The following is an 18,174-nucleotide window of genomic DNA, read 5'->3' on the forward strand; positions in this document are numbered from 1 at the left end:
GGTCGATCTCGAAATCGAGGAGCTTCAGAGTAAAAGACCTGCTCAGGGCATAAAAATACCCCCGTGGATTTCGGGGGTGAACTACTTTTGAGCGCAAAAAATCGCCGCATCGCATTATGCGGCAGAGACGGCAGGTTGTCAACTGGCATCCGGCCGTCGTGGGCCGCGTTCCTGGTCGAGGCCATCCGCGACTTGAAGAGCTGAATAGCTTTTCTGGCGGTGCGGGTTCACCTTGTCGGGGCTCAGCCACTGCGGGACGTACTTATTGAGACCATGGTCCAGACCTACTATCTCGCCCGGGCCAACGTTCGTAAGGCCAACGCACTGGTGATCTACCCCGATGCAGCCAAGCTCGTCGGCGACTAGCCTGATTACGCACAGATCCAGGCGGTACCGTTCGGCATGACTTCGGATTCCCCAATCGCCATACCGGTTCTGGCTGTTCGTGTCGGCGACACGATCTTCAACGATCGCGAGACAAAACCGCTGACAGTAGACGAGATCGACTGGGTTCTTGAGCACGAGTACGGCCCGGTCGCGCGGTTCATCGGTGTAGCAGAGGGCAGTGTGCGGCGGACATGGGTGTATCGGCTGTCAGGCGTCATCGGGTGCTTCAACGCGCCAGATGACGAAGCCTTGGAGCTAAGAGAACCCACGCTCCGCAGCGTCGATTTGATAGGTGGCGACTCGTCTCGCGGAGTTGTGTCGCAGTACGAAATCGCTGCAAAGGACCTGACCTGCGACCACCTGGGACTCTTCATCAGCGCCCATTCGGATGACGGCAAGTTCAATGTTCCGGCGCAGATCATCGAAATTCACCAGATTCCCAACCGTGCAACGCACCCCGGCGCAGTCGTCAAGGTGAGAATCGGGGAGACTCCCAGCCAACCGGCCCGTGTTGATGGCGGGTTGTATCCGCCGGATCAGGTATTCGAGATCATTGATCTGTATCAAGAGGGTGATCCGAAATACCGTCACCCGCGTTGTTACGCGAATACCCGTGGGGGTTGCTCAGCCACAATCTCGGGTGAGCACTACGTATCTCACGGGTTGATCAAACTATTCACCTTCGATGACCCGAACGTCACGATCCAGCACAATCACGGAGCGGGGATCGTGCGCCCCGTCAAGCCCAAGAAGTTCGTTGCCAATGTGCTCTGCACCAGCCACAACCACGGACTTCACCCTGCGGATGATGCGGCTATCAGTTTTGCTCGGTTCATTCGGGACATTGCGCTTGAGTGGCGCGGTGGGGCGGGTGATTGGGGAGATGAGACCGAGGTGCATATCTCGGGCAACGATTTCCAGAGGTGGGTCTTGAAGCTCCTCTTGAACCATGCGGCCGCGAACGCATTCACAGGAAACGGCGGCCGCGTGTCTACGCCGATACCCCCGGAGGCAGTAGATATCTTGCTTGGCCATGCCGAGTGGCCGGAGACATGGGGAGTGTGCGTGGCAAGCCAGGTGGACAGCCCCCTCATCTTCGACCCCTTCAGCAACCCTGAGCCGGTACTTTCCGACTGGTGGTCTGCGCAGCCGTTCTTAGCCAACGGGACCAATGCGATTCGCGGAGGTACGGTTCGCCTGGCTGGCGCTGAATTCGGGATCACTCTGTTCAATCAAGGCCGGGAACTAGAGGAGTTCAACGCACCTGAGAATCCAATTCGGGGGTCGATTCAACGTCCCGGTTTCATGCGCTGGGAGTTTGAGGGGGTCGGCAAGACGGTCCACTTCTCGTGGAAGGACGGCTGGGAGCACAAGACCATCACCTACGCGATGCGGCGCTGGCCTATCGGCATGTGAACGCCAGAGTTGGCGCTACGACGGGCCTGTGTGACCGTTTCACCGCATAGCGTGAGTGGGCCAGTGGGCCGACGCGCTCACCGCTCCAAACCGCGACAGCGAGCCACCAATGGGGCCAAGACAGGCACGAACGCGATTCTATGCGGCCATACACTCTGGACATCGCCCTTCGACCGTCAGCGGGTTGGGTTGTGACATGTTAGGACCAGGTAAGGCAATCGCCCCTTGGGGCGCTCGGGTGCGGCGACACCGATCGTTATCGAACCTTTCCGCACGTAAATGTCGAAATCGGGCCCCTCCTTGGCAGTTAACAGGCGCGACACCCCAATATGCCGGAACCCAGAGGATCCCGTGATTGATGCCGAACTTTGATCACGGAACACGCATCAATTCCAGTCCCGAACGCGGATGAACGCGGGTTCTCCTGCCAGTACAGGGTGACGCCACTCCAACCGCCGAACACCCACAGGAGCCCCGATGGAACGTCCCGAACCCGAAACACACGCCCAGGCCGGTACAGAACCCGCCAAGCCGCCTGCTCGTGACCGCGCCCACCAACGCTGGCACATCGACCGAGACGACACCGAAGCGCTCACCGCCACCCAACACGACCACGCCGTCACCCTCCTCGCCGACCTCCTCACCGCATGGACCCACCGCCGCCACACCGACAACGGCGAACGGAACGCCGCATGAAACATCCCAACCGAAATACCCGCCACATCAATACATTCGAAAACCGATCGAGGGACGATAGGAACGGCGACATACCGGAACGAATCCCGAACCCGAATTCCAGTCCGCCAGAGATTGTTTCGGACATCCGCGTTGCGAGAAGCGCGTATCGATGGGGAAGGACCGGCAGCATGGCAGGCACCAAGAAATCCTCAACATCGCGTATCCCCACCAACACTGCCGCATGGGAACAGGACGTGCGGGTAGGGACCTACACCCGCCGCTCCACGACCGAAGACAACCAGCCCTACTCCATCGAGGCCCAAGACGCCCGGCTGGCCTCCTACATCGATTCCCAACCCGGCTGGCGACACACGACGTCGTTCACCGACGACGCTTCCGGCGCGAGCGCCGAACGGCCCGGCCTGCAACGCGCCTTGCAAGCCGCGCGTGCCGGACTCATCGATGTGCTCGTGGTCTACCGGGTCGACCGGTTCTCCCGCAGCCTGCGTGACCTGGTCACCCTGCTCGACGAGCTGGACCGGGCCAAGGTCGTGTTCCGTTCCGCCACAGAACCATTCGACACCTCCACGCCCATGGGGCGCATGCTGGTGCAGATGCTGGGCATGTTCGCCCAATTCGAACGCGACACCATCATCGACCGCGTCATCGCAGGCATGGAACGCAAAGCCGCCAAAGGCAAATGGAAGGGCGGCAAACGGCCCTACGGATACCGGGTCGACAAAACCACACAAACCCTCATCGTGGACGAAGCCGAAGCCGTGGTCGTACGCATGATCTTCGACCTCTACGCCCGCAACCGTCTCGGTGCCCGTGCTGTCGCCGCGGAGCTGAATGCGCGCGGACATCGCGCCAGCACCGGCCGCGAATGGTCCGGGCATCACGTGCTGCGCAGCCGGATCTACCTCGGCGAGTTGACCTTCCGCGGCACCACCGTCACCGACGCGCATCCCGCCATCATCGATACCGCCAACTTCGACCGCGCCCAGTCGGTCCTCGAAGCCCGCGGGGAATCCCATGCGCACCGAGCCGCCAATTCCTCGGACTATCTGCTGACCGGACGTCTGCGCTGCCCACGTTGCGGGCGGGCCATGATCGGCACCCGCGCCACCGGACGCTCCCGCACCTACCGCTATTACACCTGCTTCAACCGTGCCCGCTATGACGCCGACAAGTGCGACTTCACCCGACTCGACGCCGACTCCGTCGACGCGGCCGTTCTGGAAGCCTTGGGCAATTTCTACCGCACCCGGCACGATCTGATCAGCCAAGCCATCACCGCCCAGCAGCGATGCCACCGCGATTCCAGTAGCGAAACCCGCATCGAACTGGACGCCGTCACCGCCGAGCTCGCCAAAGCTCAGCAGGCGATCGACCGGTACCTGAACGCCTTCGAAAACGGCACCCTCGACCCCGAGCTCCTCGCCGGAAGACTCAGCGAATTGCGGGCCAAGACAGGCCAACTCATCACCCGGCGCGACGAACTCGCCGCAGCCCTGGCGAACGAACCCACCGCGCCGAAACCCGCAACGCTCGACGGCATCGCTGACCACATCGCGGAAATCATCGCCACTGGCAGCCGCACCCAAGCCAAGGCGCTGATCGAGACCCTCGTCGCCCAGGTCGCCATCACCGGCCCCGACCGCCTCGTCCCCACCTTCCGCATCCCCCAACCCGGAAACGACATTGGGGCTGGTACCGCTTCCGCGGTACCAGCCTCAATGGAGTCGGTTCGTGCAATGACACGATTGGTGGAGCTAAGGGGACTCGAACCCCTGACCCCCACACTGCCAGTGTGGTGCGCTACCAGCTGCGCCATAGCCCCGGATGGGTGCGGTCGGTTTCCCGAGCGCCTGGAGAAAGGTACACCATTGGTACCCCCGGAGTGCAAATCGTGTGGTGGGGGACGCGTCGGGCGGGGGTGGGTGCGGGATGGGGTGGGGGGCGTTCCAGGATGGCTGAACGGTTGCTGCCTTCGAGTTGGAGCGGCAGCCGGCGGTGTGGCTGGGTTCGGGGGCGTGGTGGGGTTGATTGTCGTTGTGGCGCAGGGGATTCGGCGGGGGCGGGCCGAGCGGGGAGGGGATCGGATAGAGTCCGGCCTGGGTCGGGAGGAGCCCGGCGTGCGTTAGTGGAAGAGGTTGCGGTGGCGGATTTTCAGCCGGGGTCGTTGAAGGTGCTCGAGGTGCGGAATCGGTACCGGTCGTTGGTGATTCGGCAGATTCTGTGGGGGGATCATTTTTCCGAGGTGGAGTTCGGGTATGGGGAGACGTTGCGGTATGAGGTGTTGTATCAGGAGGGGAAGAATCCGGCGTTCGTGGCGGCGGGCGGGTATTTGCGGCAGCTGGATTTGAACAATGGGAAGTCGGCGGATGACATCAACTTTCCGCAGCCGGGGAACAGTGGGGATGACAGCATCGATTACGTGGCGGGGTCCGGTAAGAAGGGGAAGCTGGTGCTGCTGAACGAGGGGGCGGTGGGGGCGGTTGTCGACAATGACGGGATCGCGGGCGGGGCGCCGGGGCAACTGGTGGCCAGCGTCGAGGACGAGACGCTGGTTATCACCCTCAGCATGAAGTAGGGGTCAGGGGCGGGGGCGGCCCGCTCGACGGCTGCGGCGGCGGGGTGGGCTCAGCAGCAGTGGGGTGAGTGGGCCGTCGTAGCCGGAGGCGATGAGTTCCACGGTGGCGGTGAACTTTTCGGTGAAACGTTCGGCGGTGTCGCGGTCGAAGCGGGCCCGGGGGTAGAGGAACGGGCCGTCGATGCCGGCGGGGGCGCCGGTGGGGTCGTAGTGCTCGGTGAGACCGAATTCGAGATCGTGTTTGGCGCGGGTTACGCCGGTGGGGATTTCGGTGACGGCCAGCGGACCGGCGGGGGATGGCGGGGCGGCGTCGGCGCGTTGCAGGATGAGGGTGGCCTGGAACAGCGGGTGCGCGGGGTCCTGGGGCAGGCAGCGCAGCAGGCGAGGGTTCGAGGTGTCGGGGTTGGCGAAGGCGGCCAGGGCGGCGCGGCGCACCTGATCGACGAATTCGGGCACGTCGGCGGCGCGGTCCAGGCGGACGCGCATGAGGACATCGTCGGCGAAATTGCCCACCAGATCGGCCAATTGGGGATCGTCGCGCCCGGAGACCGCCGTCGCCACCGTCACATCGGGGCAGCCGGCGAAGGCGGACAGGCTGATCGCGAAGGCGGTCTGCAACAGCATGAAGACGCTGGAACCGGCACGGCGGGCGCGAGACAGCAGATCGCGGTGGATATCCGGGTCGAATCGAATCCGGATGCTGTCGCCGGCGGCATCACGATGCGCCCCTGGCGCCCGGTCGTAGGGCAGCGCCAGCGGCGTGGGACGCCCGACGAGATTATTGGCCCAGTACCGCAATTGGGCACTGGCCCGGCTGGACGGATCATCGAAATCACCGAGAAACTCGTGCTTCCACAGCGTGTAATCGACGTAATCCACCGGCAGCACCGGCCACACGGGCGCACGCCGCGCGCACCGAGCCGAATAGGCGGTGACGAAATCCCGCATGAGCGGCCCCAGCGACGCCCCATCGAGCGAAATATGGTGCACCACCAACGCCAGCACCACATCCCGCGGCCCGAGCCGCAGCAGGCAGGCGCGCAACGGAATCTCGGTCGCCAAATCGAAGGCATACGAGCAGAACTCGGCCAGCCGCTCCGGCAACTCCCCCGGAAAGCTCTCCACCACCGGCACTTCGACACAGGCGTTGTCGGCGTCCACCACCAGCTGCACGGGCCCGAGCCGCGTCTCCGGATAGCAGGTGCGCAGCGGCGCGTGCCGGCGCACCACATCGGCGACGGCGGCCGCGAGCGCGCCGATATTCACCGTCTCGCCACGAATCCGAAACGCGCGAGCAACATTCCAGTCAGCCGAATAGCCGGCGGCCGCGGCATGCCACATCCGTTCCTGAGCGGGCGCGAGCGGTATGCGCGCGGCACGCGGCATCCGCCGCAAGGGCTGCGCGGGCGCGACGATTCGCAGGAAATCGGTGTCGTAAGCAGGCTTTCGACCCACCGCGGGACCGGTGATGGCGGCAGCCGGTACGAACATTCGACGCCAACCTCTCAGCTGCCTCGAACGCTCAGACACCGCCGACCAAGGTTCCGGCAGCAGTGCGGGACGGCGATTCCGCTCACCGTAGCAATGAGTCGGCTATTCCGCTGACCGCGGAAAGAGAGCCGGATCACCGGGTGACGCCCGCCGTCACCCGGCCCGGATGCGCTTGCGGCTCAGCGCGCCTGCACCGTGGTGGGCAGGCTCGCGAAACCGCGATTGTTGGAGGAGTGAATGCGCTTGGCGCCCGCGGAGTCGACCGCGTAATCGCCGACCCGCGCGGCCAGCTCCTGCAATCCGACGCGCAGTTCCAGCAGCGCCAGATTCGACCCCAGGCAGTGATGGCGTCCGCTGCCGAACACCAGCGACGCCGAGGTATCGCGATCGAGATCGAACCGGTCCGGATCGGCGAACACCTCCGGGTCCCGATTGGCCGACCCGCTGAGCAGCAGCACCTTCGCGCCCGCCGGAATCGTCACTCCGTGCAACTCCACATCGGTGGTGGTGCTGCGCAGCTGCGACTGCGTCGCCGGATCCCAGCGCATGGCCTCGCCGATCCAGTCGTCGATCCGCCCGTCCAGGCTCGCCTTACGCGCGTCGGCGTGCAGCGCGCCCGCGTTCCAGGCATTGCCGAAGGTCAGCATATTGGTTTCGATACCCGCCCCGACCAGCAGAATCAGCACGCCCACGATCTCCTCGGGGGTGAGCCGGTCATCGCCGTCGGCCGCGTCGAGCAGCCCGGACAGCAGATCCTCGCGCCGGTCCTTGGCCCGCTCGATGGTCAGCTCGGTGTAGTACCCGACCAGGACCCCGATGGCCGCCATCGCCTCGGGCCGCAGATCGGTGGACTCCTCCTCGGTGTACATGATCTCCATGCCGAGCTTGCGGATCATCTCCCGATCCGCCTCCGGCACACCGACCAGTTCGGAGATGACATCGGTCGGGAACGGGCCCGCGAAATCCGCCACCAGATCGAATTCGCCGCGTTCGACCAGCGGCTCGATCAGCCCGCGCGCGATCTCCCGCAGCCGCGGTTCCAGCCCCTGCACCCGGTGCGCGGTGAACGCCCGGGTCACCAGCCCGCGCAGCCGGGTGTGCTTGGGCGGATCCATGGCGACGAAGGAGAAGAAGTGCTCGGCCTGCGGTCCCCAGAAGGCCGGCTCCATGCGAATGCCGTTGACGCTGGAGAAGCGCTCGGAGTCGCGCAACGCGTCGCGTACGTCGGAGTACCGGGTCAGCGCCCAGAAGTCCTCGGCCTCGTTACGGTAGACCGGGGCCTCGTTTCGCAACCTGGCATAGTACGGATACGGATCGGCGTGGACGGCGAAGTCGTACGGGCTATAACGCATGATCAGGACACTAGTCGAAAAGGATTGGGGGCGTTGTGGACTCGGATTCCGCTCGGCGGCCGGAACCGGCCGGGGAGCCGGTGACGGCGCGGATCGACACCACCAAGCCGCATCCGGCACGCCGCTACGACTATTGGCTGGGCGGCAAGGACAATTTCGCCGCCGACCGGGAATCGGCCGACGCGGTGTCCGAGGTGTTCCCGACCGTGCAGCTGGCGGCGGTGGAGAATCGCAATTACCTGCGCCGGGTGGTGGCGTATCTGGCCGGTGAGGCGGGCATCCGGCAGTTCCTGGATATCGGCGCGGGGCTGCCGACCACGGGCAATGTGCACGAGATCGCGCAGGACGTCGCGCCGGAATCGCACATCGTGTACGTGGACAACGATCCGATCGTGCTGCTGCACGCGCGCGAACTGCTCAACAGTTCCGCCGCCGGCGCGACCGCCTACCTGGACGCCGATCTGCGCTCGCCGCAGGACATCCTTCGGCATCCCGACCTGTTGAAAACCCTGGATCTGAGCCGCCCCGTGGCGCTGATGCTCGTCGCTGTCCTGCATTTCATCACCGACGACGAGCATCCGTACCGGTTGGTGCGCGAGCTGTGCGATGCCCTGCCCGCCGGCAGCTACCTGGCCATGAGCCACGCCACCAACGACTATCTGGAGGCCGAGGACCTGGCGCGCAACGCGGCCGCCAATCAGCGCAGCGGGGTGCCGTTCCAGCTGCGATCGAGCCAGGAGTTCGCGCGGTTCTTCGAGGGCTACGAGCTGATCAGCCCCGGTATCACCGCGATCACCAACTGGCGGCCGGAGGTGTATCGGCCGCATCCGCGCGCCGAGGCGGTGTCGATGCTCGGCGCGGTGGCACGCATTCCCTAGAGCCGGCCGGTGTCCTTGAGCACCCGGCGGGCCTGCGCGAACAGCATGCCGACATTGACGGTGCGGCGGCAGACCACCACCACGACCACATCGTCGCGGCTCTCGGTGCGGATGAACAGGTGCGTGAGATTCTCGCTGTTCACCAGGATCTCCTGGAAATAGTGGCGGTCCAGGCGTATTCCGCGGCGTTCCTTCCAAATATCCTCGATCATCACCACATTGCGGCCCTGGAAAAGATCCAGCGTCGCCGCGGCGAGCAGATCCAATACCTCCTGCGGATGATTGTCGACGGTTTCCACGGCCAGCAGCATTCCGGTGGACATATCGATCGCGCCGGCGGCCACGCATTCGGGGACTTCGGATCGCAATACCTTGACCAGCACGGCGATCCGATCGGTCAGGCTGCCGGGTCCGTTATTGCTCGACGTGTTCATTGCGTCCTTTCTGATTTCCACCCGAAGGCGGATCTTTGGAAGCCACGGACCGGCTGCGGTGCGCGTGGCGGAATGGTGTCGTTGATGCCGCTGGCGCCGCGGCGGCGGCGCGGCAGCATGGAGCGGGAGCGCACGGGTTCGGGTTCCGGCGGCGGCTCCGGTTCCGCTTCGGCGGGGGCGATGAGCAGCAGTTCGCCGTCGAGCATGCGGGCCACTTCGACGGTCACCGCGTAGAGGCTGCGGCACAGCAGCATGGCGATATCGCGGCAGCTGCGGCGGCCGTTGACCCAGAGCAGGATCTCCTGGCGTTCGCGCGGGCCGGGACCGGCGAGCAGGGTGCGGCCGGAGTCGGTGAGCAGCAGATGATTCCGGTGCGGGGAGACGCGGCCGTGGGCGAGGGCGCGCAGGCGCCGCTCGGTTTCCAGCAGCAGCCAGGCGGGGTCGACGCCGGGGACGGGCGGCAGGGCTTCGGCGGCGGGGCGGTGGCGGCCGCCGGGCGCGTCCTGCCAGAAGCAGCTGCCGATCCAGCCGGAGGTGATGGCGAAAGCGCCCTCCAGGGCGGCCATCAGGGCGACCACGCGCAGATCGGCCAGGCCGCTGGAAGTGCGGCCGGGGCGGGCCAGCAATTGCCGCAGGCCGGGGGCGCCCGGGGATTCCACGGTGATCACCTGGCCGTGCACGATATGCAGATCACCGCCGGGTTCGCCGGCGACGCGGAGAATTCCGGTGCGGGTGGTGGCGGCGGCTTGCGCCAATTCGCCGACCAATTCCCGGGCGGATTCCCGGCCGAGCGCGAGCAACTGTCCCGGCTCGCCGAGCGGCCACGTCGTCATGCTCGAACTCCTGGATCGTTCAGCCTCGAATAGCTGAATATCCTGACAGTCCAGCAGTTTTGGAGCAACAGATTCCGGTGAATTAGCGTCATTGGCCCTTGACAGCATTGAGCAAACCGAAAGTTATTGCGGCGCAATAAGTACCGGCCGGTCGAAATTGTCCATTTCTTGGCAACAACTGATTTCGCAACAGATCGGGTAACTCACCGGGTACCGCCAGAATCGGTTCGGCACTCACCGCCGGCACGCGTGCCCGGCAGACAACGGCACTCGGCCGGGCGCTGAAGACGCGGGGAGGCGGTTAGCGATCGCGGTGAATCGCGCATTCCGCCAATGCGCGCAGATCTCCTGAATTCCGGATATCCGATAGGCAAGCCTCGGCGGCGCGCAGTCGCCGTACCGATTCCGCCTGTGCCCACCGCCGGCCGCCCGCCCGCGCGATCAGCTCGGCGGCATGCGCGGCGGCGGGACGATCCACCGGCCCGCCCGTAGCGTACAGCTCGGCGAACTCCCGCCCCGCCGCGGTATCCGAGGCCAGTGCGACCACCACCGGCAGACTCCGCTTGCGCCGCAACAGATCACTGCCCACCGGTTTGCCGGTCCGCGCCGGATCGCCCCAGATCCCCAGCACGTCATCCACCAGCTGGAAGGCGATCCCCAGCTCCCGCCCGAACCGATCCATCGCCTCCACCGTCTCCTCGTCGGCCTCCGCGCACAGCGCCCCCATCGCGCACGCGCACCCGAACAACGCACTTCCCTTGTGCCCCAGCATCGTCAGGCACTCCTCGAGGCTCACTTCGGCCATGTTCTCGAACGCGCAGTCGTAGTGCTGCCCGAGGCACAGTTCGATCACCGCCCCCTCCACCCGGGCGATCCCGGACAGCGCGGCGGCCGGAGCATCGGCCAGCGTCCAGATGGCCAAGCTGTGCAGGGCATCCCCGACCAGGACGGCGTCATCGGTACCCCACACCCGGTGCACGGCCGGCCGGCCCCGCCGCAGCGCGTCGCCGTCCATCACATCGTCGTGCACCAGCGTGAAGTTGTGCACCAGCTCCACGGCCGCTGCCGCATGCAACGCTTCCGCCGGACGGCAGCCCGCCGAAGCGGCGGCGGCCAGCACCAATGCGGGCCGCAGCCCCTTCCCCGGATCCCCCAGCGCCGCATTGCCTTCCACATCCCACCAGCCCAGGTGATACCCGGCCATATGGCGCAGATCCGCCGGCAACGTATCGACGGCGGCCCGCACCAGCGGCGTGGTCAGCCGCTGCGCCCGCCGCAACGCCCGCGCCCCGCGTTCCTGGAGATCGTTCGCCCGGAACCACGAATCACTCTCCGTCCCAACGCCCCACGGCTCTCCGGCGGCGAGACGGGGACCAGCGTCGAGCCCCTGGCGCGCCTCGAACCTCCGGTCTGCTCCGAACGCCGTATCGGCCCCGAACGCCGGGTCCGCTGCTGACGAGGTACTCATGACAACCTCCGGTGACTTACTGGCGGTGACTTCACCGCTCGTCATTCCGGCGCGCTCTTGGCCGGAATCTCACGTCAAGAGGTGAGATCCCGGCCAAAAGCAAGCCGGGATGACGAGGGCAGAGGGGCTTCCCGATGACGCGAGAGCGAAGCGGCCTCCCAATGACGCGAGAGCGAAGCGGCCTCCCAATGACGCGAGAGCGAAGCGGCCTCCCAATGACGCGAGAGCGAAGCGGCCTCCCAATGACGCGAGAGCGAAGCGGCCTCCCAATGACGCGAGAGCGAAGCGGCTTCCCGATGACGCTAGGGCGGGATGCCTCCCCGATGCCCCTACGGCGAGACGCCTGCTCGGTGGCTCGACTGCGAGACACCTGCCGGGTGGCTCGGGGGCCCGGGCAGCAGCCATCGGCACCGAGGCGAGGTGGCCGTTCATAAGCTCAGGTGGATGGGGTGCGGCTGCGGGTGCGCGGGTTCGCGGCACCGGCGAGCACGCTGGTGAACGGGGTGCTCGGGAGCCGGGTCAGGGGTGGGCGGGGGCGTTGACGGAGGGCGGATTCGGGTAGCGGGGGGTGGCGGTGTGCCACGCGAGATTGCCGGCGAGGTATTCGCGGAGGCGGCGGACGTGATCGAGGATGGCGGCGCGCGTTTCTTCGGGGAGGTGGTAGTCGGTGAAGAAGGCGGGGAGTTCGTCACGGGTGAGGTGCTCGAACTGGTGCAGGCGTTCCTCGGCTAGGTCGGCGACTATGTCGCGGGCGGCTTCTCGGGAGCAGTGCAGGAAGGATTCGGTGAGGTAGACGAGGTTGTGATGCTCGGCGTCGTACTCGATTTCCTTTTGATAGGAGTGCAGGTCGTTGACCAGGGCGGCGTGATCGTAGGCCGAGTGTTCGAGCTGTCGGATCACGCTGGCGTCGGCGATATCGGGGTGGGCGATGCCGGCGGCGGGCCCGAGCGCTGCCAGCACCGCGCCGCCGAAAGCGTGACGGCGGGAGTCGAGGTAGTCGACGGGGTCCGGGATGCGGTGGCGGGTTTCGTTCTCCAGCACCGATTCCCAGGCGGTGATGGTGTTCAGCAGCGCGGAGCGGAGCCGGCGGCGGCCGTGCGCGTCGGTGGCCGATGCGGTCGACCGCCACAGGTCGCGGAGGGCGTGCTCCAAAGGGCTGACGGGCGGGACGGAGCCGTCGGTGAGCTGAGTTCGCAAGCGGCGCAGCTCTTCCCGGCCGCCAACCGGATCCGCACGGAAGACGTGCGTGAGCAGATCACCGGCCAGGAAACCCCAGGCGCACCAGCGGGCGCGGCGGACGAGTTCGCCGACGGTGGCGTCGCTGTCGGTCATGGCGGCCAGCGCGGCGTAATCGTCGCGCTCGACCGATTCCGGGGTCCAGCCCGTGCGCGGGTCGTCTAGCAGACCCATGGCGGACAACCATTCCGGGAGATCGGCGCGCGCCGTGGCCACATGCGGATTGACCGTCACGGGATACGGCATGGAGAGCTTGCCGAGCGGCAGCGGGCCGGGCGTACGCGGCGGCGGCGTCTGCTGGTTGACCAGCATGCGCGCGCCGGGCCGCAGCCGGGCGACGCCGCTGCCGAGCCCGGTCGGACCGCTGGCCAGGCCGCTGTTCATGTAGCGGCTGGAGCGCAGATGCCATTCGTGCCCGCCGGACTGCCAGTCCTGCAGCCCGCGCACGTAGCGCGCCACCGCGAGCTGCTCGGCGGGCGTGGCGCCGTGTTCCAGGAACAGTTGCGGCACAGCGATTCCGGCGGTGTCCTCGTACTGCCGCAGCCGCGAGGTGATCAGGTCGTTGACCAGATCCGCCGCCCGCTGGGTGGGCAGGCCCAGGAACCGTTCCAGCACCAGTACCAGATTGGCGTTCTCCCCCTCCACGCGCACCTCGCGCTCGTAGGAGAACAGATCGTTGCGCAGATGCACCGCGTCGGAGAAGGTTTCGCACAGCACGTGCAGCGGCCGGGTGCCGGCGAACCGGTCCGGCACCTCGGCGTCTGCCGCGAACTCGACCAGATTGGCCGACCACGGCGCACCGCCCACCCGCCTGCGCATTTCGAGGTACTCGATCGGGTTGGCGACCCGCTCGCGGACGATATTGTCCAGCTCCCACAGGGATTCGACCATGAGGTTGTGGGTGCTCAGCCGCATCCGCCGCCGCCAGTCCGCGGTCATGGCGGGCAGCGTGCGCAGCCAGCAGTCGAGCAGTCCGGCCTCGGACGCATTGGCGGGTTCCGGTGCGGTGCAACCGGGTTCGGGCATGAACTCCTCGAGCCGCTCCAGATAGCGGACCGCCTCCACGCGATGCTGCGGATGCTTGAACTCGGCGAGGAAATAGTCGTCGAAGTAGAAGACCCAGATGTACCACTCGGTGACCAGCGCCAGGGTCTCGGCATCGCATTCAGGATGGGTGTAGGCGCACAGCAGGGCGAAGTCCATGCGCGCCAAGGTCTCGACATCCCATACCGGCGCACCGTTCGGCCCGGGCTCGTCGTGCATGCCCAGGCGCTGCGCCCACGCGGCTGCGTGTTCGCGGGCATGGTCGAGATGGGGGTTGAGGCGGGGTGGGTGCGGCAGGTAGAACTCGGGCAATCTGAACGGCTGCATTCCGGGCCCTCTCACCAGCTGCGGCAACGTGATCGGCGTCACACCATGGTAAAGGCCGGTTGCCGGATCGCCAATACTTCGCTGGGGTTCCAACCGACCGGTATTCGGGCCACGACTAACCTGGTCCGAGCGCCATCCCGGACCCGCGACCCGCAGGAGAAAAGCCATGCCACAGCCCGCCCAGGACCGCGCCGCCATTCTGAAGCGGCTCGCCGCACACGGACCGGTCCGCGTCATCGTCGCCGGCGGCGGCACCGGCGGGCACACCTATCCGGCCGTGGCGGCGGTCCGCGCGCTGCGCGATCTGGCCGCCGAGGCCGACGTCACCGCCGAAGTGCTGTGGGTCGGTACGCCCGACAGCCTGGAACAGCGCGTCGCGGCCGAGAACGAGGTGGCCTTCACCGGCATCAAGGCGGGCAAGCTGCGCCGCGACCGCAATCCGCTCAAGATGCTCAATGCCGCCAATGCCAAAGACGCCCTGCGGGTTCCGGCCAGCGTGCTGCGCGCCCAGCGCGTGGTGCGCGATTTCCGGCCGGATGTGGTGCTGTGCACCGGCGGATACGTCTGCGCGCCCATCGGATTGGCGGCGGCGCTGCGGCGCAAGCCCTTGGTGATCCACGAGCAGACCACCGGTATCGGCAAGGCGAATCTGCTGCTGGCCCGGCTGGCCGACCGGATCGCGCTCAGCTCGGAGGCGTCGCGGCAGCTGCTGCCCGGGCGCACCCGCGAGCGGGCCGTGGTGACCGGCAATCCGATCCGTCCGGCGCTCACCACCGGTGACGCGGAAGCCGCTGTGCCGGCGTTGAATTGGACCGGCTACACGCCCGGACTGCCGACCGTGTACATCACCGGCGGCGCGCAGGGCGCGGTGCAGATCAACGATCTGATCGACAGCCTGCTGCCGAACCTGCTCGATCACGCCAATGTGATCCACCAGTGCGGGCGGTTGTCCTACGAGCAGGTCAAGGAGCGCGCCACCACGCTGCCCGGGGAATTGCGCGGCCGGTATCTGGTGCGCGAATTCCTCGGCCCGGAACTCCCGCACGTGCTGGCGCTGGCCGATGTGCTCGTATCCCGTTCCGGCGCGGGCACTCTCGCCGAGATCACCACGCTCGGCAAACCGTCGATCCTCATCCCCTACCCGCATTCGGTGGGCGGCGAGCAGATCCGCAATGCGCGCATCCTGGCCGATCAGGGCGGGGCGCGGGCGCTCATCGGGCCCGAGGCGACCGCGGAGAACCTCAGCAATGCGCTGACCGAACTGCTCGGCCAGCCGGAGACGCGGCGCGCGGTGTCGGCCGCCGCCAAGGCCGTCGGGCATCCCGATGCCGCCGAGCAGTTGGCGCTCACCGTGCTCGGGTTCGCCGCGCCCTGACCCCGGAATGCCGCTGAGAGCCTTCTCACCTGCTGAGAGGGCACTGAGAGGTTGCCCCAACCGGCGCGGAAACGGGTAGGGTCGAGGGTGTCAGCAAGTTCTCGGCAATCCCGAGAGATTGGAGATGCCATGCAAATCCACGTTTTCGCCGACAAGCACATCGGCGGCGGTCCGGCACTCATTCGCGAGGCGGAAGACACCATCACCAGCGCGCTCGATCGCTTCGCCGAGCAACTCACTCGGGTAGAGGCCCACATCACCGACGTCAACGGTCACAAGGGTGGGTCCGAGGACAAGCAGTGCACCCTGGAGGCGCGGCCCAAGGGCCAGCCTCCGGTCGCCACCACCCATCGCGCGGGAACCGCCGAGGACGCCTTCGCGGGCGCCGCCGACAGCATGGCGCATCTGCTGGACAGCCGGTTCGGCCGGCTGCATCACGCCAAGGGCGGCGAATCCATTCGCTATCTCGCGGCCGACTGAGCCGCCCCGCCGGGCCGCCCGCCTAGCCGCCGCTGACCGACAGCAGGTGGAAGGTGGTGCGGCCCGCGCGTCCGAAGTTGTTGTCCGCCACAATGATCAGCGATCGGGAGCCGTCGGGCAGACGCGGTCCCCAGGTCATGCCCTCCACGCATTGCGGGTCGATGCCCGCCGCCCGGAAGTCGAACAGCAGCCGCTTGCTCATGGGCTTGGCGTCCGCCGGGGCGGCTTCCTTGCCGGTCACCGGATCGGCTCCGGCGGTGGAGGTTTCGTAGATTCGGCCGGTGAAGCCCAGCACGGGGATGACGCCGCGCTCCAGCGTGAGATAGCGGTCGCCGCCGAGCGAGAGAATCTCGGAAATGCCTGCGGACGACGCGATTTCGCCGAGACCGACACGCCCGACCGGGTAGATGTATTCGGCGATGTCCTGACCACTGCCGCGGTTCGATTGCACCAAACGGGACCGGCTCTCGGCGTCGGCGGACGCGGCGGGTCCGTCCTGAACCAGGGCGTTCTCGCTCACCGCGACCACGGTCGAACCGCCCTCGGTCAAATCCATGCCCTCGAAGCCGAGATTGTCGCGAATTCCCGAAATCTGTTGCCCCGCAGCGTCGGTACGCGGTGTGAAGGCGTCCGGCACCGGCACTTCCCGGCTGTAGGCCCCGTCCAGGGTCGCCTGCCGCACGAACCCGGCCTGCCCGGTCTTGGCTTCGCCCTCGCTGGTGTACACGAACCCCTGATGGTCCGGCGTCCACCGAATCGCCTCCGGGTCGATGGTGCGCGCCGCGTACGGTGACCCGTCCTTGTCGAGAAGCTCGATGAGACTGCGGAATTCGGGCGCGCCCAGTTTGCCCTCCGGGGTGATCGGCACGCTCAGCGTGTACGCGCGCGCGGGACCTTCCTCACCGCGGTTGTCGCTGATCGCCAGGTAGCTGTCTCCCTCCGGCCAATAGTCCAGACCGGACAGGCCGCCGACGCGATAGCCCCCGAACTGATAGTCGTCGCCCAGCGTGAACTGATCGAGATGCCGGACGGTGAGCGCATCCGGCCCCGCCTCGTTCTCCCCCGTCGCCACACCCGCGGCACCAGCCGTCCCGACAACCACCGCGAAAGCCAAAGCCAAGGCGCGCACACCACTCATGGCTGCGTTCATATCAAGACCGGCCCGCGTCCGTCATCCCGGCGTGCTTCCAGCCGGGATCCATGTGGCGCACCGTGCGGATTCCGGCTAAAGCATGCCGGAGTGACGAGGGGCGAGAGACGGCCGGTGAGGACGCGGGAACGCGGCCTGGGCTACGGGAGGAGGCCGAGGCGGCGGGCGCGGACTACGGCTTCGTGGCGGTTGTGGGCGCCGAGTTTGGTCATGGCGCTGCGGAGGTAGCTTTTGACGGTTTCGGCGCGGAGGGAGAGGCGCTGGGCGGCTTCGGCATTGGTGCAGCCGAGGGCGATCTGGGCCAGGACGTCGAGTTCGCGGGGAGCGAGGGAGACGGCGTGGTCGGGGGCGGCCACGCCGGAGACCAGGCGGGCCAGGCGGGCGGAGACGCCGCGGAGTTGAGTGCGGGCCTGGGCGTCGGAGACCAGCTGGGTGATGCCGCGCAGTTCGGCGTGCAGGTCGCGGAGTTCCTCGGTGACAACGGCGTTCGCGCCGGCGGCCTCGCGGGACAGGTGCAGGCGCACGCGGCGGTCCACTTCGTCGCGGATGGCCAGTTCGAGACTGAGGCGGCGGCCGGCCTGGAGCATCTCGTCGGCGATGCGGTCGCCGATGGGGGCGGGTTCGCGGTTCGCGACATACAGCACCGCGCGCGCCTCGCCCGCGACCACCACCGGCACCGCGACCACCGCCCGCAGGCCCTCGCCGAGCACCGGGCCGTCGTAGTGGTGGGTGATGGTGGAGGCGGAGCGGTAGTCGGCCACCGACCGCGGCTTGCCCGTCGCGACCACGCTGCCGCCCAGGCCGGAGCTCGGCGCCACCGACAGCCCCCGCATGCCGTTGGTGCGGGTGCCGACGAACTCGCTGAGCACCAGCGTGCCGTCCTGCACCGCACCCCCGAAGACCACCGGCATCTTGGAGACGCCGGCCAGCTTGCGCAGCTCGGCCCGCAGGGCATCGCCGTCGCTGGGACGCAGCAGGCCATCGGACGCGGGGGTCATCGGGTACACCCTTCCGGGGGTAGTCGAGGTT

14 protein-coding genes, 1 tRNA gene and 1 pseudogene are annotated in these 18,174 nt (G+C 67.1%); 7 read left to right on the forward strand and 9 right to left on the reverse strand.

Going from position 1 to position 18,174, the window contains the following annotated elements; genetic code table 11:
* Positions 1-402: 402 nt before the first annotated feature.
* From LTV02_RS19120 to LTV02_RS39675, 3 genes and pseudogenes are all read left to right on the forward strand, one after another.
* Positions 403-1,803, forward strand: a complete 1,401-nt coding sequence (locus tag LTV02_RS19120; RefSeq protein WP_233041257.1) for a hypothetical protein — start codon at positions 403-405, stop codon at positions 1,801-1,803.
* A 477-nt stretch (positions 1,804-2,280) separates the two neighbouring features.
* Positions 2,281-2,499 carry a hypothetical protein gene (locus LTV02_RS19125; RefSeq protein ID WP_233041258.1) on the forward strand — a complete coding sequence of 73 codons (219 nt, stop codon included), beginning with the start codon at positions 2,281-2,283 and terminating at the stop codon, positions 2,497-2,499.
* Between the two features lie 170 nt (positions 2,500-2,669).
* Positions 2,670-3,671, forward strand: a pseudogene (locus LTV02_RS39675) (recombinase family protein); the annotation flags it as partial.
* A gap of 577 nt (positions 3,672-4,248) precedes the next feature.
* Here the strand turns inward: LTV02_RS39675 and LTV02_RS19135 are convergent.
* A tRNA-Ala gene (locus LTV02_RS19135) sits at positions 4,249-4,324 on the reverse strand.
* A 303-nt stretch (positions 4,325-4,627) separates the two neighbouring features.
* Between LTV02_RS19135 and LTV02_RS19140 the strand changes: the two genes are divergently transcribed.
* Positions 4,628-5,077 (forward strand): hypothetical protein, encoded by a 450-nt coding sequence (locus tag LTV02_RS19140; protein WP_233041260.1) that lies wholly within the window; start codon positions 4,628-4,630, stop codon positions 5,075-5,077.
* Positions 5,078-5,080: 3 nt separating this feature from the next.
* Here the strand turns inward: LTV02_RS19140 and LTV02_RS19145 are convergent, their stop codons facing one another.
* Positions 5,081-6,568: a condensation domain-containing protein gene (locus LTV02_RS19145; RefSeq protein WP_233041261.1), complete on the reverse strand. Its 1,488-nt coding sequence runs from the start codon at positions 6,566-6,568 to the stop codon at positions 5,081-5,083.
* Between the two features lie 179 nt (positions 6,569-6,747).
* Positions 6,748-7,920 (reverse strand): cytochrome P450, encoded by a 1,173-nt coding sequence (locus tag LTV02_RS19150; protein WP_233041262.1) that lies wholly within the window; start codon positions 7,918-7,920, stop codon positions 6,748-6,750.
* Between the two features lie 35 nt (positions 7,921-7,955).
* On the opposite strand from LTV02_RS19150, the gene LTV02_RS19155 reads away from it, so the two are divergent.
* On the forward strand, positions 7,956-8,798 hold the full coding sequence (locus LTV02_RS19155) for an SAM-dependent methyltransferase (RefSeq protein WP_233041263.1): 843 nt from the start codon (positions 7,956-7,958) through the stop codon (positions 8,796-8,798).
* Here the strand turns inward: LTV02_RS19155 and LTV02_RS19160 are convergent.
* From LTV02_RS19160 to LTV02_RS19175, 4 genes are all read right to left on the reverse strand, one after another.
* Positions 8,795-9,232 (reverse strand): hypothetical protein, encoded by a 438-nt coding sequence (locus LTV02_RS19160; protein ID WP_067715726.1) that lies wholly within the window; start codon positions 9,230-9,232, stop codon positions 8,795-8,797. The two genes, LTV02_RS19155 and LTV02_RS19160, sit on opposite strands and share 4 nt — an antisense overlap.
* A complete protein-coding gene (locus tag LTV02_RS19165) occupies positions 9,229-10,065 on the reverse strand; it encodes a hypothetical protein (RefSeq protein ID WP_233041264.1) in 837 nt (278 codons plus the stop codon). The genes LTV02_RS19160 and LTV02_RS19165 overlap by 4 nt, the downstream gene beginning before the upstream one ends.
* Positions 10,066-10,366: 301 nt before the next feature.
* Positions 10,367-11,533, reverse strand: coding sequence for a polyprenyl synthetase family protein (locus tag LTV02_RS19170; RefSeq protein ID WP_233041265.1), 1,167 nt, complete (start codon positions 11,531-11,533; stop codon positions 10,367-10,369).
* 519 nt (positions 11,534-12,052) lie between these two features.
* Entirely contained in the window at positions 12,053-14,140 is a 2,088-nt protein-coding gene (locus LTV02_RS19175) for a terpene synthase family protein (protein ID WP_233041266.1), read from the reverse strand.
* A gap of 166 nt (positions 14,141-14,306) precedes the next feature.
* On the opposite strand from LTV02_RS19175, the gene LTV02_RS19180 reads away from it, so the two are divergent.
* Entirely contained in the window at positions 14,307-15,515 is a 1,209-nt protein-coding gene (locus tag LTV02_RS19180) for a UDP-N-acetylglucosamine--N-acetylmuramyl-(pentapeptide) pyrophosphoryl-undecaprenol N-acetylglucosamine transferase (protein ID WP_233041267.1), read from the forward strand.
* A 129-nt stretch (positions 15,516-15,644) separates the two neighbouring features.
* A complete protein-coding gene (locus LTV02_RS19185) occupies positions 15,645-15,995 on the forward strand; it encodes a ribosomal subunit interface protein (protein ID WP_233041268.1) in 351 nt (116 codons plus the stop codon).
* 22 nt (positions 15,996-16,017) lie between these two features.
* Here LTV02_RS19185 and LTV02_RS19190 read toward each other — a convergent pair whose 3' ends face one another.
* Both LTV02_RS19190 and LTV02_RS19195 read right to left on the reverse strand, forming a co-directional pair.
* Complete coding sequence (locus LTV02_RS19190; RefSeq protein ID WP_233041269.1) at positions 16,018-17,133, reverse strand: esterase-like activity of phytase family protein; 1,116 nt, start codon at positions 17,131-17,133, stop codon at positions 16,018-16,020.
* 152 nt (positions 17,134-17,285) lie between these two features.
* Positions 17,286-18,143, reverse strand: coding sequence for a LuxR C-terminal-related transcriptional regulator (locus tag LTV02_RS19195; protein WP_233041270.1), 858 nt, complete (start codon positions 18,141-18,143; stop codon positions 17,286-17,288).
* Between the last annotated feature and the right edge of the window lie 31 nt (positions 18,144-18,174).

The sequence above is a fragment of the Nocardia yamanashiensis genome (assembly GCF_021183565.1).
Lineage (GTDB): Bacteria > Actinomycetota > Actinomycetes > Mycobacteriales > Mycobacteriaceae > Nocardia > Nocardia yamanashiensis.

Coding starts and splice junctions, on each gene's coding strand:
- LTV02_RS19175 (WP_233041266.1), bottom strand. CDS start 14,140: ATGCAGCCGTTCAGATTGCCCGAGTTCTACCTGCCGCACCCACCCCGC.
- LTV02_RS19150 (WP_233041262.1), bottom strand. CDS start 7,920: ATGCGTTATAGCCCGTACGACTTCGCCGTCCACGCCGATCCGTATCCG.
- LTV02_RS19160 (WP_067715726.1), bottom strand. CDS start 9,232: ATGAACACGTCGAGCAATAACGGACCCGGCAGCCTGACCGATCGGATC.
- LTV02_RS19170 (WP_233041265.1), bottom strand. CDS start 11,533: ATGAGTACCTCGTCAGCAGCGGACCCGGCGTTCGGGGCCGATACGGCG.
- LTV02_RS19165 (WP_233041264.1), bottom strand. CDS start 10,065: ATGACGACGTGGCCGCTCGGCGAGCCGGGACAGTTGCTCGCGCTCGGC.
- LTV02_RS19185 (WP_233041268.1), top strand. CDS start 15,645: ATGCAAATCCACGTTTTCGCCGACAAGCACATCGGCGGCGGTCCGGCA.
- LTV02_RS19145 (WP_233041261.1), bottom strand. CDS start 6,568: ATGTTCGTACCGGCTGCCGCCATCACCGGTCCCGCGGTGGGTCGAAAG.
- LTV02_RS19120 (WP_233041257.1), top strand. CDS start 403: ATGACTTCGGATTCCCCAATCGCCATACCGGTTCTGGCTGTTCGTGTC.
- LTV02_RS19125 (WP_233041258.1), top strand. CDS start 2,281: ATGGAACGTCCCGAACCCGAAACACACGCCCAGGCCGGTACAGAACCC.
- LTV02_RS19190 (WP_233041269.1), bottom strand. CDS start 17,133: ATGAGTGGTGTGCGCGCCTTGGCTTTGGCTTTCGCGGTGGTTGTCGGG.
- LTV02_RS19180 (WP_233041267.1), top strand. CDS start 14,307: ATGCCACAGCCCGCCCAGGACCGCGCCGCCATTCTGAAGCGGCTCGCC.
- LTV02_RS19195 (WP_233041270.1), bottom strand. CDS start 18,143: ATGACCCCCGCGTCCGATGGCCTGCTGCGTCCCAGCGACGGCGATGCC.